This window comes from Sphingomonas sp. BL-S-30, assembly GCF_055521475.1.
The window spans coordinates 3,758,638-3,779,380 of sequence record NZ_CM145481.1 but is presented as its reverse complement, the minus strand read 5'-3'; the positions used below and the strand labels follow the sequence as shown (position 1 = coordinate 3,779,380).

23 protein-coding genes are annotated in these 20,743 nt (G+C 66.5%); 10 read left to right on the top strand and 13 right to left on the bottom strand.

Features of this window, described 5'->3' with window-relative positions; all coding sequences use genetic code 11:
• Nucleotides 1-26 precede the first annotated feature (26 nt).
• Nucleotides 27-176 carry a hypothetical protein gene (locus tag ACZ1I5_RS17655; RefSeq protein ID WP_465170548.1) on the top strand — a complete coding sequence of 50 codons (150 nt, stop codon included), beginning with the start codon at nt 27-29 and terminating at the stop codon, nt 174-176.
• Between the two features lie 19 nt (nt 177-195).
• Here the strand turns inward: ACZ1I5_RS17655 and ACZ1I5_RS17650 are convergent, their stop codons facing one another.
• Nucleotides 196-1,071 carry an OmpA family protein gene (locus ACZ1I5_RS17650; protein WP_465170547.1) on the bottom strand — a complete coding sequence of 292 codons (876 nt, stop codon included), beginning with the start codon at nt 1,069-1,071 and terminating at the stop codon, nt 196-198.
• Between the two features lie 44 nt (nt 1,072-1,115).
• Nucleotides 1,116-1,484, bottom strand: a complete 369-nt coding sequence (locus ACZ1I5_RS17645; protein ID WP_465170546.1) for a hypothetical protein — start codon at nt 1,482-1,484, stop codon at nt 1,116-1,118.
• A gap of 187 nt (nt 1,485-1,671) precedes the next feature.
• Between ACZ1I5_RS17645 and ACZ1I5_RS17640 the strand changes: the two genes are divergently transcribed.
• A complete protein-coding gene (locus tag ACZ1I5_RS17640) occupies nt 1,672-3,141 on the top strand; it encodes an ATP-binding protein (RefSeq protein WP_465170545.1) in 1,470 nt (489 codons plus the stop codon).
• Nucleotides 3,142-3,158: 17 nt separating this feature from the next.
• Here the strand turns inward: ACZ1I5_RS17640 and ACZ1I5_RS17635 are convergent, their stop codons facing one another.
• The 4 genes from ACZ1I5_RS17635 to ACZ1I5_RS17620 all read right to left on the bottom strand — a co-directional run bounded on the left by ACZ1I5_RS17635 (nt 3,159) and on the right by ACZ1I5_RS17620 (nt 5,677).
• The gene (locus tag ACZ1I5_RS17635) at nt 3,159-4,058 is read right to left on the bottom strand and encodes a hypothetical protein (protein ID WP_465170544.1); all 900 of its coding nucleotides are present in this window, start codon (nt 4,056-4,058) and stop codon (nt 3,159-3,161) included.
• 12 nt (nt 4,059-4,070) lie between these two features.
• On the bottom strand, nt 4,071-4,691 hold the full coding sequence (locus ACZ1I5_RS17630; protein WP_465170543.1) for a TetR/AcrR family transcriptional regulator: 621 nt from the start codon (nt 4,689-4,691) through the stop codon (nt 4,071-4,073).
• A 79-nt stretch (nt 4,692-4,770) separates the two neighbouring features.
• Nucleotides 4,771-5,235, bottom strand: a complete 465-nt coding sequence (locus ACZ1I5_RS17625; protein WP_465170542.1) for a DUF5991 domain-containing protein — start codon at nt 5,233-5,235, stop codon at nt 4,771-4,773.
• Between the two features lie 52 nt (nt 5,236-5,287).
• Nucleotides 5,288-5,677: a hypothetical protein gene (locus ACZ1I5_RS17620; protein ID WP_465170541.1), complete on the bottom strand. Its 390-nt coding sequence runs from the start codon at nt 5,675-5,677 to the stop codon at nt 5,288-5,290.
• 260 nt (nt 5,678-5,937) lie between these two features.
• Here ACZ1I5_RS17620 and ACZ1I5_RS17615 point away from each other — a divergent pair, with 260 nt between their 5' ends.
• Nucleotides 5,938-6,663 (top strand): zinc-ribbon domain-containing protein, encoded by a 726-nt coding sequence (locus ACZ1I5_RS17615; RefSeq protein ID WP_465170540.1) that lies wholly within the window; start codon nt 5,938-5,940, stop codon nt 6,661-6,663.
• A gap of 126 nt (nt 6,664-6,789) precedes the next feature.
• Entirely contained in the window at nt 6,790-6,993 is a 204-nt protein-coding gene (locus tag ACZ1I5_RS17610) for a hypothetical protein (RefSeq protein ID WP_465170539.1), read from the top strand.
• Nucleotides 6,994-7,200: 207 nt separating this feature from the next.
• On the opposite strand, the gene ACZ1I5_RS17605 is transcribed toward ACZ1I5_RS17610, so the two are convergent.
• Both ACZ1I5_RS17605 and ACZ1I5_RS17600 read right to left on the bottom strand, forming a co-directional pair.
• The gene (locus tag ACZ1I5_RS17605) at nt 7,201-8,379 is read right to left on the bottom strand and encodes an alpha/beta hydrolase (RefSeq protein WP_465170538.1); all 1,179 of its coding nucleotides are present in this window, start codon (nt 8,377-8,379) and stop codon (nt 7,201-7,203) included.
• A gap of 18 nt (nt 8,380-8,397) precedes the next feature.
• Complete coding sequence (locus ACZ1I5_RS17600) at nt 8,398-8,802, bottom strand: winged helix-turn-helix transcriptional regulator (protein ID WP_465170537.1); 405 nt, start codon at nt 8,800-8,802, stop codon at nt 8,398-8,400.
• Between the two features lie 72 nt (nt 8,803-8,874).
• On the opposite strand from ACZ1I5_RS17600, the gene ACZ1I5_RS17595 reads away from it, so the two are divergent.
• Nucleotides 8,875-9,468, top strand: a complete 594-nt coding sequence (locus ACZ1I5_RS17595; RefSeq protein ID WP_465170536.1) for an NADPH-dependent FMN reductase — start codon at nt 8,875-8,877, stop codon at nt 9,466-9,468.
• Between the two features lie 48 nt (nt 9,469-9,516).
• On the opposite strand, the gene ACZ1I5_RS17590 is transcribed toward ACZ1I5_RS17595, so the two are convergent.
• Entirely contained in the window at nt 9,517-11,916 is a 2,400-nt protein-coding gene (locus ACZ1I5_RS17590) for a TonB-dependent receptor (RefSeq protein ID WP_465170535.1), read from the bottom strand.
• A 407-nt stretch (nt 11,917-12,323) separates the two neighbouring features.
• Here ACZ1I5_RS17590 and ACZ1I5_RS17585 point away from each other — a divergent pair, with 407 nt between their 5' ends.
• The 3 genes from ACZ1I5_RS17585 (at nt 12,324) to ACZ1I5_RS17575 (ending at nt 14,577) form a co-directional block, all read left to right on the top strand.
• Complete coding sequence (locus tag ACZ1I5_RS17585; RefSeq protein WP_465170534.1) at nt 12,324-13,520, top strand: alpha/beta hydrolase family protein; 1,197 nt, start codon at nt 12,324-12,326, stop codon at nt 13,518-13,520.
• Between the two features lie 335 nt (nt 13,521-13,855).
• Entirely contained in the window at nt 13,856-14,356 is a 501-nt protein-coding gene (locus ACZ1I5_RS17580; RefSeq protein WP_465170533.1) for a hypothetical protein, read from the top strand.
• Nucleotides 14,356-14,577 carry a helix-turn-helix domain-containing protein gene (locus ACZ1I5_RS17575; RefSeq protein ID WP_465170532.1) on the top strand — a complete coding sequence of 74 codons (222 nt, stop codon included), beginning with the start codon at nt 14,356-14,358 and terminating at the stop codon, nt 14,575-14,577. The genes ACZ1I5_RS17580 and ACZ1I5_RS17575 overlap by 1 nt, the downstream gene beginning before the upstream one ends.
• 12 nt (nt 14,578-14,589) lie before the next feature.
• Here ACZ1I5_RS17575 and ACZ1I5_RS17570 read toward each other — a convergent pair whose 3' ends face one another.
• On the bottom strand, nt 14,590-15,492 hold the full coding sequence (locus tag ACZ1I5_RS17570) for an HNH endonuclease (RefSeq protein ID WP_465170531.1): 903 nt from the start codon (nt 15,490-15,492) through the stop codon (nt 14,590-14,592).
• 205 nt (nt 15,493-15,697) lie between these two features.
• Between ACZ1I5_RS17570 and ACZ1I5_RS17565 the strand changes: the two genes are divergently transcribed.
• Nucleotides 15,698-17,056 (top strand): choice-of-anchor tandem repeat GloVer-containing protein, encoded by a 1,359-nt coding sequence (locus tag ACZ1I5_RS17565; protein WP_465170530.1) that lies wholly within the window; start codon nt 15,698-15,700, stop codon nt 17,054-17,056.
• Nucleotides 17,057-17,362: 306 nt separating this feature from the next.
• Here the strand turns inward: ACZ1I5_RS17565 and ACZ1I5_RS17560 are convergent, their stop codons facing one another.
• The 3 genes from ACZ1I5_RS17560 to ACZ1I5_RS17550 all read right to left on the bottom strand — a co-directional run bounded on the left by ACZ1I5_RS17560 (nt 17,363) and on the right by ACZ1I5_RS17550 (nt 20,089).
• Nucleotides 17,363-17,641, bottom strand: a complete 279-nt coding sequence (locus ACZ1I5_RS17560; RefSeq protein ID WP_465170529.1) for a hypothetical protein — start codon at nt 17,639-17,641, stop codon at nt 17,363-17,365.
• A gap of 190 nt (nt 17,642-17,831) precedes the next feature.
• On the bottom strand, nt 17,832-19,478 hold the full coding sequence (locus ACZ1I5_RS17555; protein ID WP_465170528.1) for a terminase: 1,647 nt from the start codon (nt 19,476-19,478) through the stop codon (nt 17,832-17,834).
• Nucleotides 19,475-20,089: a terminase small subunit-like protein gene (locus tag ACZ1I5_RS17550; protein WP_465170527.1), complete on the bottom strand. Its 615-nt coding sequence runs from the start codon at nt 20,087-20,089 to the stop codon at nt 19,475-19,477. Before ACZ1I5_RS17550 ends, ACZ1I5_RS17555 begins: the two co-directional genes overlap by 4 nt.
• 44 nt (nt 20,090-20,133) lie before the next feature.
• Here ACZ1I5_RS17550 and ACZ1I5_RS17545 point away from each other — a divergent pair, with 44 nt between their 5' ends.
• A complete protein-coding gene (locus ACZ1I5_RS17545) occupies nt 20,134-20,379 on the top strand; it encodes a hypothetical protein (protein WP_465170526.1) in 246 nt (81 codons plus the stop codon).
• Nucleotides 20,380-20,743: the final 364 nt, after the last annotated feature.

Below are 20,743 nucleotides of genomic sequence, written 5' to 3'. Positions count from 1 at the left end.
AATCTCTTGCGGGTAGACTGCACGGCATGAAGTTCGTGCTCGCCGCCATTTTCATGCTCGTAATGGGCGATCTCGCGTTTGCGCATGGCGCCAACACGACCGCGGTGACGCAGGCCGCGCTCCGCTTCTTCCATTCCGCCGGGGAAGAAGGCCGCGCGTCGATCTTCTCGCGCTAACGGCCCTCTCCCTTGAGCGTTATTGCGGCGTAGCGGCCACCGCCTGGCCGAGCTGCTGCCCCACCAGGGTGATCTCGACACGGCGGTTCTGCTGGCGGCCCGGCGCCGTCTTGTTGTCGGCGACGGGCTCGCTTTCACCGTGCCCGACCGCTTCGATCCGTGCACCATCGACGCCCATGCCGCTCAGCGCGGTGCGCACCGCTGCGGCACGCGCCTGGGACAGCTGCTGGTTGGACGCGTCCGACCCTTGCGCGTCGGTATGCCCGTCGATGCGGATCTTCACCGCGGTATTGGTCTGCAGATATTGGGCAAGCGGCCGCAGCCGCGCTTCGGCGCCGGGTTTCAGCTCGGCCTTGCCCGTCTCGAACACCACGTCCTGCAGTACCAGCGTCGCGCCCAAAGCGGTCTGTTTCAGCTGAAGATCCGCCAGCTGCTTGCGTGCGGCCTCGGCATCGGCCTGCGCCTTCGCCGCATCCGCCTGAGCCACGGCGGCATCCTGCTGCGCGCGCGCGGCATCGGCCCGCGCCTGCTCCGCCTGGGACTGGCTCTCGGCCAGCCGCTGCTGGTTCGCGACGGCGGCATTGGCCGCGCGGTCCTTGGCGATCGCGGTCTGCGCATTGGCGCGCGCGGCGGCGATCAGCGCATCGATCCGCACGATCGAGGCGCGCGCCCGTTCCGCCTTGTCCTTGTCGAGATCGTCGGCCAGCGCGGGCAGCGATGCCGTCGCCTCGTCAAGCTGGGCCGCGCCGTACCGGGCGACGAGCGGGTCGGCGCGCGCCGCCTCGATCTTGGCGCGGTACTGGTCGACCACGATGCGGTCGGTCTTGTCGGCAAAGGCCGGGGTGGCCACGGCCATCGCGGCACCGGCCATCAGCGTCATCATTAGGGTACGCATCACTCTGTCTCCTCAATCGGGATAAGCCTGAAGCCCGGAAACGCTTATTGCGGTACGGGCGCCGGCGGCACGGGGGCCAGCGCGGTTTCCTGCGCATGCGCTTCGTCCTGCGCGGCCTGTTTCTGCTGAGTCGCGGCAGCCAGATCGGCCAGCGCGCTCGCCTCGGTCGCCGCCGCGATGGTCTTGTCTTCCTTGCTCAGGCTCCATTGCAGCCGGGCCTCGGCCAATGCTGCGCTCGCCCGTGCCTGGATGTCGGCCGCGCGGCCGTCCATCGGGGTCTTGTCGTTCATGCTGATCTTGGCCTCGGCGGCGGCGATCGTGGTTCGGGCGGTATCGCGCTTGCTGGCCAGCGCCGGCGAGGCCGACATCATGGCCGTCACGGCAAGCGCCGCGCCGATGATCTTCGCGTTCATGGCAACACTCCGTTTGTCGCCCCCGCGCTTCAGGCCGTCATAATAGTCGAGGCGGGCGGATGGTTCCGTTTGGAGGGCGGTCAGATCGGGATTGGTCGGTCGTGCAGGCGTCCTCTCCCGGGCCGGACGGGCGCGGCCCACCGCTAAGCACTTGCCCTGGCGCACTCCGATCCGCCAAGGGCAGCGCATGACGTTTCAGGTAGATATGGGCACGGACGGCTCGGGCAAATCGGTCCATGTCGATCTGGAGGAGCTGCTCGCCACGCGTCTGCTCGTCCAGGGCAATTCCGGCTCGGGAAAATCCTATCTGCTCCGCCGGCTGATGGAGCGCAGCGCCGGCCAGGTGCAGCAGATCGTGATCGATCCGGAAGGCGATTTCGTCACCCTCGCGCCGTACGGTCATGTGGCGATCGAGGCCGTCGATTATGCGGTGGGCGAGATCACCCGCTTCGCCGCGCGCTGCCGCGAGCACCGCACGTCGGTGGTGCTGAGCCTCGAGGGGCTCGAGATGGAAGGGCAGATGCGCTGCGCCGCCGCCTTTCTGAACGGCCTGTTCGATGCCCCGCGCGAACATTGGTACCCGGCATTGGTCGTGGTCGACGAAGCGCAGATCTTCGCCCCCGCCGCCGGCGCCGAGGTGAGCGAGGAGGTCCGCCGCGCCTCGCTGTCCGCCATGGCCAATTTGATGTCGCGCGGGCGCAAGCGCGGGCTGGCCGGCATCATCGCCACCCAGCGCCTCGCCAAGCTCAGCAAGAATGTCGCGGCCGAGGCGAGCAATTTCCTGATGGGCCGCACTTTCCTCGACATCGACATGGCGCGCGCGGCCGACCTGCTCGGCATGGAGCGCCGCCAGGCCGAATCGATCCGCGATCTCTCGCGCGGCACGTTCCTCGGTCTCGGCCCCGCGATTTCGCGCCGGCCGGTGATGGTGAAGATCGGCGCGGTGGAAACCAGCGCGCGCAGCTCCAGCCCGGTGCTGACGCCGCTGCCCCAGGCTCCGTCCGACGACATGATGACCTTCCTGCGCGACGGCATCGAGGAGCCGGCGAGCACCTTGTTCCCGTTGCTCCCGCCTGGCGTCTCGCCCGCGCCGCGTACGCCGCCCGCCGCCCAGCTGCTGCAGGATCTCGCCGCCACGCCGCCGCGCGAGCATGACAGCGCGCCGGAGCAATCGCCCGAGGAGCTGGAGGAGGTCACTGTCCAGGTGCTCCGCGCGATCATGGACGATCCCGAGGCGACGCTCCGCAGTGCCGCGGTGCTGTTCCAGGATTTCCAGGTCCGCTGCCGCATGGCCGGGGTGAAGCGCAGCCCGCTCGACCCGTCCGCCTTCGCCCGCCGCCTCGCCGCGGCGCGCGCCGGCATCTTCGACCGGCTCGACGGAGAATGGCAGCAGGCGCTGGAGCAGGCGGGCGACCTGCCCGACGACATGCTCGGCGCCTTCCTGCTCGTCGCCCGCGCCGCGCGCGAGGGCGAACCCTGCCCGAGCGACGAGGAGGTCGCGCGCACCTATGGCACCAGTTCGCTCGGCCGCGCGCGGCGGGTGATGAGCTATATCGAGGGCCGCAACATCTTCGTGACCCGCGTCGACCTGTCGGGGAAGCGATCGATCACCATCCCCGGCCTGGGCTGGACGACCGCTGCGGCTGAGGTTGGCTAGCCCCGCCGCGCGCCGGATCAGAACGGAAAGCCGTTGAACGCCTCGAGCGCCTTCGCCCCGGTCAGCCGCTTGCACAGGCTTTCCAGGGGCCACAAGGCCAGCACGATGCCGACCCCCGCCAGCAGGAAACCGATCAGGAAGGGGGCGGCGGCCGGGTCGTCCCAGCTCGAACCGGCAATGCCGATACTTGCCGTCTTGACGCCGATAAAGATGGCGAGACACAGGGCGAGCTCGACGAGCAGGAACAGCAGCAGGACGAGGGTCTTTCCCCATCCATGGGACGATCGGCTGCGCATACGCTCCGCCTCGCGCCACTGCGCCGCCCGCTCCCGCTGTGCCGGTGTCAGGACGCGCTCGAACCGCCATTTCATGATGGCGACCGTGACGCCGGCGACGATCGCGACGATGGAGAAGACGACGGCCGAACTCGGCGTTGACGCCGTCTGCGTCGAGGCGGTCACGATCACCGCGAAGACGCCGAGAAGGATTGTCCCGTAACCCGGCCAGCGCGCGACATCGACCTCGCCGGGTGGACCGACCGGGCGGCGATTGACCAGCGCGCGCGCCGGCGCGCGGGTGGACCAGACATGGGATCGATACAGGGCCAGGCCAATGGCGGACACGATGATCGCCCCGATCCCCGCGCGAATCCAGGCGGCCCCCTCTGGGTCGAACCGTGCCGCGAGCAGCACCGCCGCCAGAATGCCGAGTGCCATGGCGGCAAGGTGCAGCAGCAGGGAGTGCCGGCCTGCCCGGACGAACGTGTCGCGCTCGGCGACCGTCACCGGGATCGGCGCTCCCCACCCGTCGCGGCGATAATGATAGTCCTTTCCGGTCCAGTCGAATTGCGGGGCGATCCCGGCAAAGCGGTCGATCGGCCCGATCCCGGCCGGGCGAAGCGGTGCGGTGCGCGTCATGGCTCAACCTCTCTAGCTGTCGGGGGCAGCGCCCTGTCCCACCAATGCCGCCGCGATGCTCTCCCGCACGCGGGCGAGCGCGACGGCCTCCACATCCGTCTGTCCCATCGCGGCCCAGGATCCGGTAATCGCGAAGCTGCAATGGCCGTGCACCGTGGCGACGAGCGATCGCGCCAGCGTGCCGATCGCTTCGTCGGGCGCACGGCCGAGCGCAGCGGCGACCTCGGCCACGACGATGCGCATCAGCCGCCCGCGGGTCTCGTGCTGCGCGGGGGTGATCGTCTCGGCGGCGGGCCGGTGGTCGTAAATCGCGGCCCAGCGGCGGGGATTGTCGCGGGCGAAGCGGAAATAGGCCTCGACCAGCGCGGCGATCCGGTCGTCCTGCGCGCGCGCCTCGGCCAGGCTGGCCTCGAGCGTATCGGCCCATTCACCGAAGGTGCGCGTGCTGATCGCGGTGACCAGTCCATCGACATTGCCGAACACATTGTGGATCGTGCCGATCGAATAGCCGATCCGCTTCGCCACCTCGCGCGCGGAGAAATCGGCGTACCCGACCTCCGCCATCAGCGTGTCCCCGGCGCCGAGGATCAGTTCGTACAATTCTTCCCGGCTGTGATCGAAGCGTCGGCCCAAGGTCGGTTTCCCCCTTTGTCGATGGGCGGCCACGCCCGCCGGCGCGTGGCCGGCGGACGTCCCGCGTGGTGATGGTGGATCAGCCGGTCCGCCGGAACAACCGGCCACGGCGCGGCGTGGCGTCGCTCGACGGGCTCAGCGCCTGCAACTGGGTGACGATCCCGCCGCCCGCGCGCGTCATGGTGAACAGCGGCGCACCCAGGGCATAGCCGCCGCCACCCATATTGTCGGGGCCGAATTTGTAGAATTTGATGATCACGGAATTGCCCTGCGGCGTTGCGGTACACTGCATCTGCCGGTTGGTCTGATATCCCTCGCCGCGCAGCAGGCAACTGGTTGATCCGTTGCCCGGCCCGAGCGCCAGCGTGTAGGTGACGAAGATGGCGATGCTGTCCGTCGGCGACGATCCGCCGACCCGGCCGAGCGGTTCCTCCCAGACATAGCGGCCATACCATTCGGGCAACGGCTTGGCCGCGGCAGCGGTCGGGGCCAGGGCGGCCAGGGCCAGGCCCAGCGCGACGGTGCTCTTGATCCTGTTCAACATGATTAGTCTCCCGTTTTCAGCAAGCGTATAACGTACGAACCGCGTCCGGGGCTCAGTAGCTGTGGAGCGGCATGCGGCCGGTGAGCGGTGTCACGGCAAAATCGGTGCCGCCACGCGGCGACGGCCACAGCGCGATCTGGAAGCGCTGCTTGGCGGCACAGGCATTGACCGTCCACTCCTCGAAATGGCCGCCACGAGCGACGGCCGGCATGGTCGGCGCGACCGGCGCATAGCCGCGCGGCATCACCTGCATATGCGCCGAAAAGACGAAGGAGCAGCCGCCGGTCGCCCTGGAATAGGCCGAGATCTGGCGGAGCACATCGACGGCGAGTTGCGGGCTGGCGAGCGTGCGCCCAGTGGTCTTGATCGGATAGGCGGCGGCCGGTTGGCTGGCCATCGCGGTCATGGCGGCAATCGCGCCAAGGATGATGCTGGGCTTCATGGTCGTTCTCCTTTTCGGGCCGCCGACGGGCGGCCTTTCGCGGCGTCCTGTGCCACGGCCTTAAATTAATCACTGTTCAATTAACGTCAAATGAACGGTGATTAATTGAAGCTCGACTCATCGCCGCGAAGGGGCATTACGTCGCGTCCGGGGCGAATCGGCGATCCGCGGCGGGGGTGTCGCCGGTTCGTGCCGGGGAACGATCCGCGCCGGCCGTGCGTCGTGACAGCCATAACGGCGACACTGCGAGGAGAGCGACGATGGCCTTTTGCAGCCAATGCGGTTCCCAGCTTCCCGACGGCGCGCGCTTCTGCGCCAAATGCGGCGCATCGACGGACGATGCGGCTGCCACACCCCCACCCGCATCCGGGTATGCCCGACCCGAACCGCTCGCACCCATGGTCGCGCCGGCGGGGGGCGGCGCGCGGCTGATCCTGCCGCTCGTCATCGTGCTCGCCATATTGGTGATCGGCTATCTACTATGGAGCCAGCGCGAGGGTACGCGCCCGATCGCCGGCAACGAACAGCAACAGGCGGCCGCGCCCGGCGCGGACGGCGCGTCCGATCGCGGGCAAGAAGCGGCAGACGGCGCGGTGGCCGATAGCCCGGCCCAGCCGGAGCGCGCGGTCGACGCCGCGCGCCGCGATGCCGACCGGCTGACCACGCCGCCGCCCTTCACCCCCACCTTCACCACCGCGGCGGCGCTGGATTCCGCCTTTTTCAGCGATCCGCGCGGCGCCGCGCTGCGCTATGACGGTCCTGTCCGCGTCTCGGGCATCATCGCGACGATGGTCACGCCCGGCCCGACCCCGGCGCTGTCGCTCGAGGGGCGGTCGCGCTTCAACCACATGATCGTCAACTTCCCGCGAGGTTATCGCGAGCGCCTTGCTCCCCTGGCGAAGGGCATGGCGATCACGGTATCGTGCGGTGGCGTGCAAGCACTGGCCGGCACCACGATCCTCAACGATTGCGCGCTGGAACCCTGAGATCGCCCTTCGCTCCGGGCGGTTCGTTGGCATGCCATGACGCCTTTGTCATGCCGCCGTCACCGCCCGGGCGCTCGCTATGGCCTAGCGTCCTCAGCAGCCGACCAGATCGGCAGGAGGAATGTCATGATCCGCACGTCACTGTTCGCCATCGCCTCGCTCGCCCTGCTCTCCAGCACCCCCGCGCTCGCCGCGCCGTGCAAGGACGCGAAGGGCAAGTTCGTGAAATGCCCGACCGCGCATGCCGCCGCCGGCGGCGTGACGAAGGACGCCAAGGGCAAATGCCACTTCGCCTCCGGGCCGAAAAAGGGCCAGTTCACCAAGTGCTAGTGTCCTGAACCCAAAGTTCGTCTTATTATAAACCTGCCGTCATGCTGAACTCGTTTCAGCATCCAATGTGCAATAACCAATGCCCTCGCTTGTGGAGCGTTGGATGTTGAAACGAGTTCAGCATGACGAAATCTAGATATTTATCGAACGACTTAAGTTCAGGGGCTAGGGCCAGTCCGCCGGCGTAGCGATGCTCGCCCCTCGCCATCACTTCTTCACCGCGCACCGCGCGATCGCGCGCTCGAGTCCCAGTCGGCTCGGCCCGCTCGCGCAATCGGGCGGGCTGGCGATGTGGAGCGTCATCACGCCCTTCTCCGCCGGCAGCGGCCTTGCGCCAGGCGCGAGCAACTGGCGCAGCACTGCCCGGCCTTCGGGCGTGTCGATATGGTTGCTATGGCCCAGCGGCCTGCCGGGAATGTCGGTCCCGTCGATCACGGTCAGCTCGCCCGGTGCGCCGCGCGGATCGGGATAGCAGCGCGGCTCGGCGATGAGCGGCCCCTTGCGCCGGCGCAGGCGGAAGGTGCAGCCGACATCGCCCGCGCGCGGATTGCCGTGCACGGCCCAGCTGCTGCGCAGCGGCAGGTCCTTGCCCGAGGCGAACAGGGCGACGCGCCGCCCCGGCCGCACCACGTCGGGCGCCATGTCGCGGTCGAACAGCTCCCGGTCGATATCGGGTGACGCAAGCACCAGGATCTTCACCCGCGCCGCGAGATCGGGCGCGCCGGGTTTCTGCGACAGCGACTGGAGATGGCGCAGCCCGTCGATCGCGATCTGGTTGCCCATCGAATGCGCCACCAGCACCAGCTCGGGTGCCTGCGCCGCGAGATCGGCCAGCACCGTATCGAAATAGGCCTGGGTCCAGCGCGCATTCTCCTCGTCCCAGGTATATTTCGCGATCGTATGCTGCGACGGCCAGAGGAACGCCACCACCGGCCCGTCGAAACGCGCGGCCATGGCGATCTGGTCGGCCTGCGACAGCGCCTCCGCCACGGTATTGTTGTACCCATGGACATAGAGCAGAATCCGACGCGGCGGCGCCTGGAGATCGCGCCGCAGCCTGTCATGCCAGGCCGCGTCGGCCGACAGCTTGAGATTGGGCAAGGTCGGCGTGCCCGGCGTGGCGAAACCATAGCGGATCGGCTCGATGGCCGGCGCGCCATAGGGGCGGAAGCTGCCCCGCTCGACCGACAGCGAAAGCGGCTGATCCGCCCGGCAGGCGGGCATGCCGGTGGCGACGAAATAGACTGGCCCCTGCGCGGTGGCGGGATCGGCGGTCTGGCCGGTGCAATCGCCCGCGACCGGGCCATAAGCGGGCGGCACGGTGATGCAGCCGGCCAGCGGCAGGGCGGCCAGGGCGAGCGCCAGGGTCAGGAGTCGTTTCATCATGGTGTCTTTCCCGCCCTACTACGCGCTGGCGCGCCGGATCGCATAGGCCGCCCGGGCCGCGTCCATGCGCGGCGTATTCACCATCACCCATTCGGCAAGCGCCCGGACCGGCACGAGAAACTCGCGGCCCAGATCGGTCAGCGCATATTCCACCTGGGGCGGCGTCACCGGCGTCACGGTCCGCGAGACGAAGCCATGTTCCTCCAGATCGCGCAGCGTCGAGGCGAGCATTTTCTGGCTGATCTCGCCGATCTCGCGCCGAAGCGCGTTGAACCGGCAGGGGCCTCTGCCCAGCACGCGCACGACCAGCATCGACCATTTGTCGCTGGTCCGCGCCAGCGTCCGGCTGATGTGCTCGCAGGCCGCGCCGTGTCCCGCATCGCAGGCCAGGGCGGTTTCCGCCGGGTTAGCTGGTATCGCCAAGGTGCCTCCTTCTCAGTAACGATCACTCTACGTAATCAGGTTACCTCAGGAAACCACCTACTGCGAGGTACCATGACTGCCAAGCCCCGGATCGCCCTCATCATCGGTTCGACGCGCCCGACGCGCTTTGCCGAGACGCCCGCGCAGTGGATGCTCAAACAGGCCCAGGCGCGCGACGACATCGAGGTCGAGCTGATCGACCTGCGCGACCATCCCATGCCCTTTTTCGACGAAGCCATGTCCAACCTCTGGGCGCCGAGCCAGAACCCCGAAGCGGTGCGCTGGCAGGAGACGATCGGGCGCTATGACGGCTATATCTTCGTGGTCGCCGAATATAACCACTCGCTCACCGGCGTGCTCAAGAACGCGCTCGACCAGGCGTACAAGGAATGGAACCGCAAGCCCTTCACCGCGATCGGCTATGGCGGCACCGGCGCCACCCGCGCGGTAGAGCATCTGCGCGGCATCGGCGTCGAGCTGCAGATGGTCTCGACCAAAAGCGCCGTCCATATCGGCGGCGGCGACTTCATCGCGATCCACCCCTATTTCGGCAAACAGCCGATCGAGGCGATCGAGGCCAACCTGATCCCGTCCGCCACCGCCGCGCTCGACGAGCTGGTCTGGTGGGCCAGGGCGACGATGGCGGCGCGCGCGGCCGACGCCTGAGGGGGCGGCCCGGCTCTTCCCCGCAAGGAAGAGCCGGGGCAGCCGACCTCAGAAGGCGGCGCTGATCGTGCCGAACACCTGGCGCGGCGCAGACGAGTGGAACACCAGGATGGTGCCGGTCGCATCGTCGGGCGCGAACACGCTGCTGTCGAAATTCGACGCATAACGCTTGTCGGTCAGGTTGGTGACGTTGAGCGACACCTTGGCGCCCTTCAGCGGGCCATGGCTGCCGAAATCATAGCCGACGCCCAGATCGACGGTGGTGTAGCCGGCAAAGCTCTGGTCGTTCGTATAGGTGTAATAGCGCCGGCCGGTATATTTACCCTGCACCGAGCCGAAGAAGCCGGCATATTTCACGCTGACCACGCTCGACAGCATTTCCTTGGGCGTATCGACCTGCTGCTTGCCCGCGGTCGCCTTGATCACGCAGGTGGTGGTGCACCAGTTGAGATCCTGGTCATAGGTCGACTTGTTGTACGAGGCCGAATTGTACCAGCTCAGCCACGGCGTGGGCTTCCACAGCACGCCAAGCTCCACGCCCTTGCTGGTGACGCTGCCGGCATTGTGGAAGGAATTGCCGCAGCCCGGATTCTGCTGCTGGTTGGTCGGGCAGGGGTTGTACTGCAGCAGGCGGTTCTCGAACTTCACATAATAGCCGGTCAGCGACGCCTGGAGCTGGCCGCTGACGAAGCGATAGCCGCCCTCGACGCTCTTCGAGGTTTCCGGCTTCAGCGTCTTGCCCTGCACGTCCCACACCGCCTGCGACACCGATTGCGGGCCGAGTTTGAAGCCGCCCTGATACATCGCCATGTTTTCCGCATAGCTGGCGAACACCTCATGGCCCGGCGCGATCTTCCACCGCACGCCCACTTCGGGCAGGAAATTGTCCTTGGCGACCAGCGTGCCGCTGGCGAACTGGCTCGACGCCGGCGGTGCCGCCTTGGCGATGCCGCGCATCGCCTCGGCATCGGACTTCGCGTAGGTGCTCTTGAAGCCGAAATCGACGCTCAGCGCGTCGTCGAACAGCCTGACCGTGTCCTGGACGTAGAATTGCTCGGTCTTCCAGGTGGTGCGCTGCACCCATTGCGCGGTATCCGGCTGGCCTTGCAGGAACTTCGCCAGGCTGAACGGGCCGGTGACGTTGGTCCAGATATAGCGCGCGGCGCTGCTGACATTGTCCTCCACCCAGAAACCGGCCTCGAGCTGGTTGAAGCCGAGCTGCCAGCTCAGGCTGCCGATCGCGCCGGTGCGGTCGATGGTGTAGCGCGTGTCGCGGATCTGCACCGGCAGGTCGTCCGCGGTCGAGGTCGTGCCCTGAGTCGACCAGGCCGTGATGAAATTATTGCCGGCGCCCTTGTCGGTATGGTGATAGATCTGCCCGCGCACGCTCAGATTCCTGGTCAGGCTGAAATCGCCGGCGATGTAATAGAGATTGTCGTTGCGCAGGATCTGGCCGTTCGTGAACGTGACGTCGGCGCGCTTTTCGGGCAGCGTCGAATCCACGCATTTGGTCGGCGCGGTCGGCGCTGTCACCGAGCAATAGGCGCGGTCGACATAGGCCTGCCAGTTCGGCGCATAGCCGCCCCAGTCCCAGCCGAGCCGCCCGAGCATTTCCTTCGACAGATAGGCATCGTCGGCCTGGTTGGTGCGCGACAGGTCGACAAAGGCCGTGATCGTGCCGCCGTCGAACGCATATTTCAGCTTGGCGTTGAGCTGCTTGCCGGTCGACTTGTTATAGGCGCCCTGGTTCACGAACAGCTTCTGCTCGCTATACTGGCCGGAGAGATAGGCCGAGAAGCCGCCATGCTCGCCGGTGTCGACGCGCACGAAGGCGCGCCGGCTGTCCTCGCTGCCGATGGTGCCGTTGGCCGCGATGCCCATCTCCTTGTGCGGATCGCTGCTGAAATAGGTCAGCGCGCCGCCGAGATTGCTGGTCGAGGGGATGGCGAGGCCGGCGATGCCGGTGGCGAGATCGGCGCGGCCGAGATTCTCGGAGATCAGCGCGCGGCTGATGGTGAGGCCGTTGTAATTATTATAGGCGCCATCGCCGAGCGGCATGCCGTCCAGCGTGTAGCCGAGATGCGTGGTGTTGAAGCCGCGCACCTGCAGCGACAGCGACTGTTCGTTGACGCCGAGCGCATCGATCGACTGCGCGCTCACGCCGGGCAGGAAGTTCAGCGCTTTCTGGACGCTGGTGCCAGGCGGCAGCACGTCGAGGTTCGAGGGCAGCAGGGTGAGGACCGATCGCGTCGCGCCGCTGCCGACGACGACGATGTCCTCGGGCTCGCCGCTGTCCACGGCGACGGCGTCCGGGCCGACAGCGGCCGTCTGGACCTGAGCCGTCTGGGCCTGCGCGGCGGCCGGCACGAGCGCGGCCAGCGCGGCCGAGGCCATCAGAACGGCATAAGCGTGGCCGCGGCGCAGCCGGCGGCGCGAAAGTTCGATCATGATCATTCCCCATCTCACGGCCAGAGGGGCCGCCCGCCCGCGCAGCTAGGCGGCGCGCGCGACACTATCGTTACGGGCGAGTGACGTTTTCGTGACGGCGCGCGATGCGAGGGGTGTGTTGCTGAAGGGCAACGACCCGGCGCGGTGCCGCTGCGGGATGGCGCGACGCCGTTCCCGGCGATTGACCGGCACCGCCATCATGGGCGAGTGACCGAAGCGCGCCGGATAGCGTCCACCGACTCCGAAAGGCCATGCTCCATGAACGGCACTATCGCCTCATGTGCGTCCCTGCCGATGATGCCGGTCATGGCGCGGGCGGAGGTGGCGCTGGCGTGAACGCGGGGCAGGCGCGACCCGCGAGATTCGCGCGCCCTGTCCGGCGGGCTGCCCTTGCTCTGGCTGCGCTGGTGCTGCTGGCGCTGATCGCCTGGGTCCTGGTCTTGCCGACGCCGCGGTTTGCGAAGCCCGGTGGGCCTTATGCGATCGGCAGCCGCATTTATTATTGGACCGATCCGTCCCGACCCGAGCCGTTCACCGCCGATCGCGGCGATCATCGCCGCGTGGTGGCGCAAATCTGGTATCCGGCCTCCGGGCCGGGAAAGGTGCAGCGCTATATCGACCGGCGCGAAGTCCTCGACGCGATCGCGGGCCGGTACCGGCTCCCGCCCTGGCTTCTCGGGAGGCTGAAGGACGCGCCTACGCATGCCGGCCAGGATGCCTGCCCGGACGGACGGCGGCATCCGGTGCTGATCAATCCGACGGGGTTGTCGGGGTTCAGGGCAGCAAGCCTGTTCTGGATCGAGGAGCTCGTGTCCTACGGCTATGTCGTGGTCACCCTGGATCAGCCGGGCACGGCCGCGGCGACGATCTTCCCCGACGGCGCGACGGTGCCGCTGGTCGCGGACTTCACGGCGTTCAACCGGTACATGCCCCTGGCGCTGTCGCGGCAAGGCGATCGCGGGCTTGCGATGAATGGCGTCGCCTTGCCAGGCGGGATCATCCCTTTCCTCGCGCAGGATCTCAGCTTCGTCCTCGACCGGCTCGGCAGGCTCGATCGGGAAGACCCCGTTGTCGCGAACGCGCTGGACCTGACGCATGTCGGCGCCTTCGGCATGTCGCTCGGCGGCTATATCGTTCCCGAGGCATGCCTGCGCGACGCCCGATTCCAGGCGTGCGTGGCCGTCGATGCGGGGAAGAGCGCCACCGTCGTGCGGCGCGGGCTGCAACAGCCCCTGATGATCATCAGCCGGGACGCACAGGTCATGCGGGAGGAACGCAGCCGGGCGGGCGGATGGCCCGAAGCCGAAATCGCCCATACCATCGCCAGCCAGCGGGCACTCTTCGAGCGGAACCGCGGCGATGCCTATTATGCGACCATGAACGGCATGTACCATCTGAACTGGACGGACGCGCCGCTCTGGTCGCCGCTCGTTCGGCTGGCGGGGCTTGCCGGCCCGATCGATCCGCGTGTCGGATATGAGATGACCAACGCTTGCACGCGCCTGTTTTTCGATCGGTATCTGCGCTCGGACCGCAGCGCCCGGGTCTGTGGAAAGTTCGTCGGCCAGCCATCGCTGCGACTGGAATTTCACGCGCGGACATAAACTGCCCTGCGCGTTTACGGACAGGCATTGCGATCCAGGGCCGCCGTCAGGGCTCGACAGGACCGGCCGACCTTTCGCTCTCCCGACTCACATCCGTCGCGCTGGCGTTCGGGCTGGAGCTTGCCACCCCTGGACGATGCGGCCCTCCGTTCCCGCCGATATATCGATAATCGATATTATCGATTGACGATAAGGCGACTCGGCATTATTGATTATCGATATCGAGCGTATCGATGTTCGATAGGAGGAGGCACTCGATGAACCGAAATGCCATTGCCCGATCCGACCTTGCGGCGACTGCCGCCGCCTGACCGCAACCCTCAAGGATACAGACCATGTCCCGCATCTTTTCCGATCCGCTTCTGTCGATTACCCAGAAGCTTCTCCGGGTGCTTTCCGTCCTGTTGTTCTTCCTCGCCGGCCTGGTTCTGGCGATCGCCCTGATCGGCCTGATCTTCGGCGTCCATACCAGCCCTTATGCAACGACATCTCCTGGCGGGGACGATTCGCCGCTGCTGTTCCTGGCGATAGCGGCACCGCTGGCCATCTATGGATGGTTCCTGCTGACGCTCGAGAAGATCGTCGGCTCCGTGAAGGCCGGGTCACCGTTCGTCGCGGTCAATGCCGACCGGCTGGCGCGGATGGGCTGGATCGCGCTTCTGCTGAAACTGGTCTCGCTGGCCGAATCCGGCCTGATGCCCGCCATGCCCTATGCCCTCCGCTTCGCCTCGCGTCTTTCCGGTCCCGATGTGCTGGTGATCCTGGTGCTGTTCATCCTGGCGCGGGTGTTCCGCCAGGGGGCGGCGATGCATGCCGATCTGGAAGGAACCATATGATGGCGGAAGCAGGCGACCGCATCAGGGTCGATCTCGACGACCTGCTGTACCAGCACCGGATGACGCTGACCGAACTCAGCAACCGCATCGGATTGACGCTGGCCAATCTGTCGATCCTCAAGACCGGCAAGGCCAAGGCGATCCGCTTCTCGACGCTCGAAGCGATCTGCCGCGAGCTGAAATGCCAGCCCGGCGACCTGCTCCGCTACGATCCGGAGTGAGCCGTGCGGAGCTCAAACCTTGAAGCAATGGTCGCGGTGCCATTGCAGAAAATGCGGATGCGGACGATCGGCCGGGCGCAGCGGCGGCAGGGCATGGCCGCTCCTGTTGATCATCGCGGTCACGCCGTCGGGATCGTTGATCTGCCGCGAGACGAGGATCTTCAAATCATCGTCCAGGCTGATCAGCCCACGATCGAACATCCAGTGGACGGTGCCGGACAAGGCCAGGCCGTTGGTGACGATGTCCGGCCCGCTCGCCTCGACCGGCCGGATATGTGCCGCCTGCACTTCGGCCCGGCCGCCGCCGTTGATCAGCTTCAGCCCGGTGATGGCGCAGCGCTCGTCATAAGCGCGCAGCACGACCCGGCGAAAGATGCGATCCCGCACGATGCGCGAGCCATAATAGCCGATGCGATCGCGTTCCTGCTCGAATGGGAAAGGCGCCCGCTCCTCCTGCAGGAGATTGGGGGCGAGCGCAGGATCGTCGTCGCGCGGCAGCAGCGTGTCGTCACCGCCAAGGCCAAGCTCGATGATGCGGTTGAAGTCAGCCGCGGAGATCGGCCGGACCGCCGATTGCGCCCGGCCGGAAATGGCGCCGGCATCGTTCAGCAAGCCGCGCTCGACCGGATCGCCGGGGCTGCCGAACGGCACGGGGTTGGGGAAATCGAGATAACTGCCCGGCTCGATCACCGCAATGAACATGTTCGGCGTGCCGGGGTCGGGAATGATCCGCCGGACCTTGGCGACGGCGAAATAGCCGCGCGTGCCGCGCACCTTGCGGGGTTCGTAATAGAGGATCCAGTTGCCCTCTGTTTGCCTGGCACGGGTGAGATAGGGGCGGGGAAATTGGTAGCGCTCGGCGGGGCTGTCTTCGTAGATCGAGTCTGCGCGGTGGATGAAGACGCCGAAGGCCATGGGAGGGTCATAGCTGGGAATTGGGGGGACCCAAAGGGCGATGATGGGGGTGTTTGAGACTGATACAGGAACGGGGCCAGCTATGCGCCGGTTGCGGACATTTCCAAGATCCAAATCGCTCGCCGAACCTCAAGCTATTGCGATTGAAAGCATTTGATTGCCGTGAAGAGATGATGCAACGGGACAGCCCTAAAGGGGAGGCTGTATGCGTAAGGCGAATTTGTGGGTTGGCTGTTGCATCCTCCTCGCAAGCTGCGGCGGTGGCGGCGGCAGCACGGGTGGGTCTGGAACCGTCACGCCTGCGCCAAGCCCTACCCCTACTCCTACTCCGTCGCCGACGGTGACGCCCAAACTTACCTACCTATATTCCTTCGGATCGAACACGCCTGACGGCTATCAACCGAACGGCCCCATGCTGCAGGCGAGCGACGGCAATTTCTACGGAACTGCCAATGGGGGACCGAACAGCTGCCGGCCGGGTGCCACAATTCAATGTGGAGTCATCTTCAAGATCACGCCCGATGGCCAGGAATCGATCCTCTACGCCTTTGGGAGCAGGCCCAACGACGGTTACACACCTTACGCGCCGCTAATCCAGGGAAGCGATGGCGCCATTTACGGAACTACCGCCAATGGCGGGGCGTATGGCGGCGGCGGGACGGTGTTCAGAATAACCCTGGGCGGTCAATACAGCATATTATATTCTTTCGGCGCGACCCCGGCGGACGGCATTGTGCCGAACCGCGTGATCCAGGCCAGTGACGGTAATTTCTACGGCACGACCTCCTCTGGCGGTGCTAACCATTGCAACCAAATTCCGCAGAGCGGCGGCAATTGCGGTACTGTGTTCAAGCTGACGCCGGGCGGTGTGGAAACCGTGCTCTATTCATTCGGAGGATCGGCGTCTGACGGCGTGCAGCCCGGTGGTTTGACTCAGGGGAGCGACGGCAACTTCTACGGCACGACGCAAAATGGCGGCGCCAATAGCTGCAGTACGACAGGTGAAACGCACGATTGCGGGACCGTGTTTAAGGTCACTCCCGGCGGTGCAGAAACAATCCTCTACTCCTTCGGGAATGGATATAGTTCCGGCTTCCTGACCCCGGATGGAATAGCGCCCGGCGGTGATCTGGTGCAGGGCAGCGACGGCGCATTTTACGGCACTACCGTGTCGGGCGGCCAGGGCCGCTGCGGGGGATTTTTCGGCTGCGGGACGGTGTTCCGGATTACCCCTGCAGGCGCCCTAACTGTCATCTACGCCTTCTCCGTCAATTCGCGGGCGGACGGCAGTGGTCCCTTTGGCCTCATCATTGGGCCTGACGGAAGCTTCTATGGCACCACATCCTCAGGCGGGAGTTTTTCGTGCGACTCTTGCGGGACGGCTTATCGCCTGACGCGGTCGGGCGTGCTCACGACGCTATATTCTTTCGGCCCGGTAAATCAGGCGCCAAACGACCCCAGTGCCGGTCTTGTGATGGGCAGGGATGGTGCTCTTTATGGTACAACGCGATCAGGCGTTGTTGGGTCAACCGGCGGCGGAACAGTGTATAAGTTGACGCTATAGTAACGAGAATATCCGGACTGCCGCAATGGTGCTTCAACGCACGGCGGTAGTAGATTTGGATCTAGGAAGGCGGGATCGATCTGCCGTAGTCAGTCCAGTAATCGACGAAGGTCGCCGCAATGCCGGGGGGCTTAAACAACGGCAAAATTCGCTGCCGAATCCCTTGGATCGAAGCGTCGGGCGGGGCATCGAGCCCCGCTCGACGCTGCCCCACCCCTTGCCCCTCCCCTGAAGAGGAGGGGTTAAGATAAAAAACGGCGCAGGGGTTACCCCCGCGCCGCTCTCTCAACCAGCCTCCCGGCCGGATCAGTGCTTCTTTTTCTTCTTCTTCCCCGCATCCGCGCTCTCGTCCGGCGCCGGGGTCGCCGTATCGGCTGACGGGTCGCTCGGCGGCGGGGTGGTGGTGGCGCTGTCCGGGGCCGGTGCCGGCGTCGTCGCATCAGGTGCGGGCGCGGGCTGAGTCTGCGGCACCGGGTCCGTCGGGGGGATGGGCGTGGTCGTCGGCGGGGTGCCCGGCGGGGTCTGTTGCTGGGCGGTGGCGGGCAGGGCGATGGCGAGTGCCGCGCCGGCGATGGCCGTGCTCAAGATCCTGATATTCATGGTCTATCCTCTCGGGTAATGATGCCCCTGTGCCGATGGACATGGCGCAGCGCGGCGGTCGTTTCGACCCTGACTCGACGGACCGAGCCAGTCGCGGGGCGTGCGGAAATCACCGGATCGGTTCGTCCCGCGCGGCGGTTCGGCTCGTCGTACCCGATCCCTCAACGCCAATCCCTCAACGGATATCGCGGTACAGGTCGTACGAGTCATCGCGCAGGTCGCGGTAGAGATCCTCCTCCCATTCCGGCCGGCGCACGCGGCGATCGTGCCGTGCTTCCTCCCAGGTATCGACCTTCATCGAACGGAAATTGGCGAGGCACACCGCGTCGCCGGCATCGGGCGAGCGGCCGAGCAGCGCCTTCATCTCGTCCTTGGAGCGCACCAGGATGCCGCGCGCCGTCGCGCTCCAGTGATAGGCGGCGAGATCGGCGCGCAGCGACGGATCGTCGGGCAGCGCGATCGGCTCGGCCCCTTGCGGGTCGAGCGCCTCGCGCAGGCGCCACACCATTTCCGCGCGGACATTGACGAATTTCAGCCGGCCGTCGGCGGTGCCGTGCCCGCTCGCCGAGGCAGCGTTGACCGCGATCGTCTGCACTCCGTTCTCGGTCAGGAAATTGGCGGTGGTCAGGCCCCATCCGATCACGTCGACATGCACCACCGCGCGGTCGCGGCGGTGGCGGATGACATGGCCGGCGGTGATCGGCCCGCCCGCATCCTGCGGAATCTCGCGGCCGGGCACGCGGATCAGCGGCGCGAACCAGCTGCCGTGGCGGCAGGAAATGACGAACGCGTCGCGCCCGCCCACCGCCACGTCGACGCCCATCGACTCCATCGGCGGCAGCCAGTCGCGCGGGGTCCAGCGCGCCATCGCGGCGTCGATCCAGGCGGTCGGGATGACCTGCCAGTCGTCATCCTCCACCCCGGCGGTGAAATCGCCGGTCAGCATCTGCGACCGCAACGGCTCGGGCATCGCCTGCAGCGTGTCGACATAGCCGGTGCGCATGTAGAAATGATTGTCGGTCACCCGGCTCGGCACGAAGGTGCGCGAGCGCGGCGTGACGATCTTTTCCGCGCCGAAATCCGCCGGGTCGAAATCGTAAAGCGGCTCGCCCTTGAAGATCACGAAGGGATCGGCGCGCGGCATCTCCCGGTCGTGCCCGCGAAGGGTGGTGAACCAGCGCAGCTCGCCCGGTTCGGCCGGATGGGGATGTTTCGGATCGAGCCAGGGCGCGAAGAAATCGAGCACCCAGCGCCCCTCCGCATTGGTCGGCGGGTTGAACGTCATCACCACGCGGGCGCGCTGGGCCGGGTCGCTGGTGCGCGCCCAGCCCATGGTGAAGCGCACCTGCGCCTCGCGCATCTCGGTCGCTTCGTCATAGGCGATCAGGTCGTGCGGGCGGCCCTGCCATTTGTGATGATCCTGCGGGCCGTCGAGCCCGCCGAACTCGATCAGCCTGTCGCCGGCGCCATCGGGCAGGCGCCACGCGCTGCGGCTCTGGTTGAAGCCAATCGTCGATCCCAGTATCTCGCCGATGCGCTGGATGATGCCGCCGGTCTGTGCCTTTTGCCGGCGCAGGATCAGCGAGCGGCGATGGCGGGTGAGCGCCAGGCCGGCGACCAGATCCGACTTGCCGCCGCCCGCCGCGCCGCCATAGCCGGTGACGTCCGCCTCGCTTTCCAGCGCCTGGGCCTGCGCGCCGGGCTGCGGGCGCCACGGCTCGGCCAGGCGGTCGCTCGCGGTGAGCCCCAATATCTCCGCGCGCTCGCTGGGGGTGGCGCGGCGCAGCAGCGCGTCGAGCCGGGTGGGATCGGTCTCGGTCATGCATCATCCTCCGGTGCGATATCGTCATGCTCGATGATCGATGCGTCGCCCCAGCCCGGGGCGTCCCCACCATCGCCGTCGAGTAAGTCCCCGCCGGGGTCGCGCGCGGCGATCGTGGCGAGGATCGAGGAAAGCCGCACCGCGATCGCCGTCGTGTCGACGGGCGCGGCGGCGGCGCCTGGGGCCGTAACCCCGGCCCCGGCGCCCGTGCTCCCGATTGTCGTCAGCCCGGCCATCCCGCCGATCCGGCCGTCCATCCCGCCGAAGCGCAGGGGGTACCAGCGCGCCAGGATGCGCATGCGCGTCTCGATGCGCAGGCGCGATCGCGCGATATTTTCCGGGTTGCGCTGGGGCGGCGCGTCCGCCTTCGCGTCCTTGCGCTCCAGCCAGTCGTTGCGGCTGTCGTCGGCGATCTCGATCATCTCGTCGACCAGCGCGTCGAAGCCCAGCGCCCGCGCCCGCGCCATGCGCGCGGCGAAGGCATCGTCCTCCATCCAGCGGTACACGGTGCTGAAGCGGATCTTCTGGTCGCGGCACAGCTCGCGCAGGGTGATGCCGCGGGAAATCCCGTCGATGATGGCGTCTTCGAGGGTGGTGGTGCGACGTTTCATCGCGCCGGATTAGGGCAGGGCGGTGCTGAGTTGAATCGACGGGGATGGCGACTGTCGAGAGCGGGCCAGGCCGCTCCCGCGCAGATGACTTACTGGCTTGGGAACAATTTCATCAGCAGACCGATCGCGGCGAACAGCATCAGCTGGCACAGATAGGAAAAAACGAAGGTCGCACCGAACTCAAGGATAAGATGCTGATTCCCGATAACTCTGGGATCGGCGACATGAAGGTCGTTATCCCCGGTCCGATACAACATGAAGGTCGTCAGGCCCGCCAAAATCAGAGATAATGGAAGCGCAAGGAGCGACGATCTTGAAATTATCCGAAACATCCCCCGACTCCTGTTCCTGCTTCTTTCTCCACCCGCCTTGAATCCGAATCACGTCCGTCGACGGAAACGTTGCCCGTCGGATCCACGCCTCGTTCTTGTAGATGATTTACGCCCCTGCGCCATAGGCGCAGAGCTTTTGCCACCGTTGTTGTTGAATATCGTGGCGAGATTGTCCGCGATGCGACTGGCATTCTATCGTCATGCGAGCATCTTTCGCGATGATGGACGAATAGGCGACGATGCGAGAGCGATGAGCTAGTCGCCTCGCCTCGTCCCACCACGGATCAGCGCCGGATAACGTTTCTCCATATAATCGTCGTCC

Coding starts and splice junctions, on each gene's coding strand:
- ACZ1I5_RS17595 (WP_465170536.1), top strand. CDS start 8,875: ATGACTGCCAAGCCCCGGATCGCCCTCATCATCGGTTCGACGCGCCCG.
- ACZ1I5_RS17550 (WP_465170527.1), bottom strand. CDS start 20,089: ATGAAACGTCGCACCACCACCCTCGAAGACGCCATCATCGACGGGATT.
- ACZ1I5_RS17655 (WP_465170548.1), top strand. CDS start 27: ATGAAGTTCGTGCTCGCCGCCATTTTCATGCTCGTAATGGGCGATCTC.
- ACZ1I5_RS17565 (WP_465170530.1), top strand. CDS start 15,698: ATGCGTAAGGCGAATTTGTGGGTTGGCTGTTGCATCCTCCTCGCAAGC.
- ACZ1I5_RS17635 (WP_465170544.1), bottom strand. CDS start 4,058: ATGACGCGCACCGCACCGCTTCGCCCGGCCGGGATCGGGCCGATCGAC.
- ACZ1I5_RS17580 (WP_465170533.1), top strand. CDS start 13,856: ATGTCCCGCATCTTTTCCGATCCGCTTCTGTCGATTACCCAGAAGCTT.
- ACZ1I5_RS17545 (WP_465170526.1), top strand. CDS start 20,134: ATGGCGACTGTCGAGAGCGGGCCAGGCCGCTCCCGCGCAGATGACTTA.
- ACZ1I5_RS17620 (WP_465170541.1), bottom strand. CDS start 5,677: ATGAAGCCCAGCATCATCCTTGGCGCGATTGCCGCCATGACCGCGATG.
- ACZ1I5_RS17640 (WP_465170545.1), top strand. CDS start 1,672: ATGACGTTTCAGGTAGATATGGGCACGGACGGCTCGGGCAAATCGGTC.
- ACZ1I5_RS17570 (WP_465170531.1), bottom strand. CDS start 15,492: ATGGCCTTCGGCGTCTTCATCCACCGCGCAGACTCGATCTACGAAGAC.
- ACZ1I5_RS17605 (WP_465170538.1), bottom strand. CDS start 8,379: ATGATGAAACGACTCCTGACCCTGGCGCTCGCCCTGGCCGCCCTGCCG.
- ACZ1I5_RS17590 (WP_465170535.1), bottom strand. CDS start 11,916: ATGATCGAACTTTCGCGCCGCCGGCTGCGCCGCGGCCACGCTTATGCC.
- ACZ1I5_RS17610 (WP_465170539.1), top strand. CDS start 6,790: ATGATCCGCACGTCACTGTTCGCCATCGCCTCGCTCGCCCTGCTCTCC.
- ACZ1I5_RS17625 (WP_465170542.1), bottom strand. CDS start 5,235: ATGTTGAACAGGATCAAGAGCACCGTCGCGCTGGGCCTGGCCCTGGCC.
- ACZ1I5_RS17575 (WP_465170532.1), top strand. CDS start 14,356: ATGGCGGAAGCAGGCGACCGCATCAGGGTCGATCTCGACGACCTGCTG.
- ACZ1I5_RS17555 (WP_465170528.1), bottom strand. CDS start 19,478: ATGACCGAGACCGATCCCACCCGGCTCGACGCGCTGCTGCGCCGCGCC.
- ACZ1I5_RS17615 (WP_465170540.1), top strand. CDS start 5,938: ATGGCCTTTTGCAGCCAATGCGGTTCCCAGCTTCCCGACGGCGCGCGC.
- ACZ1I5_RS17645 (WP_465170546.1), bottom strand. CDS start 1,484: ATGAACGCGAAGATCATCGGCGCGGCGCTTGCCGTGACGGCCATGATG.
- ACZ1I5_RS17650 (WP_465170547.1), bottom strand. CDS start 1,071: ATGCGTACCCTAATGATGACGCTGATGGCCGGTGCCGCGATGGCCGTG.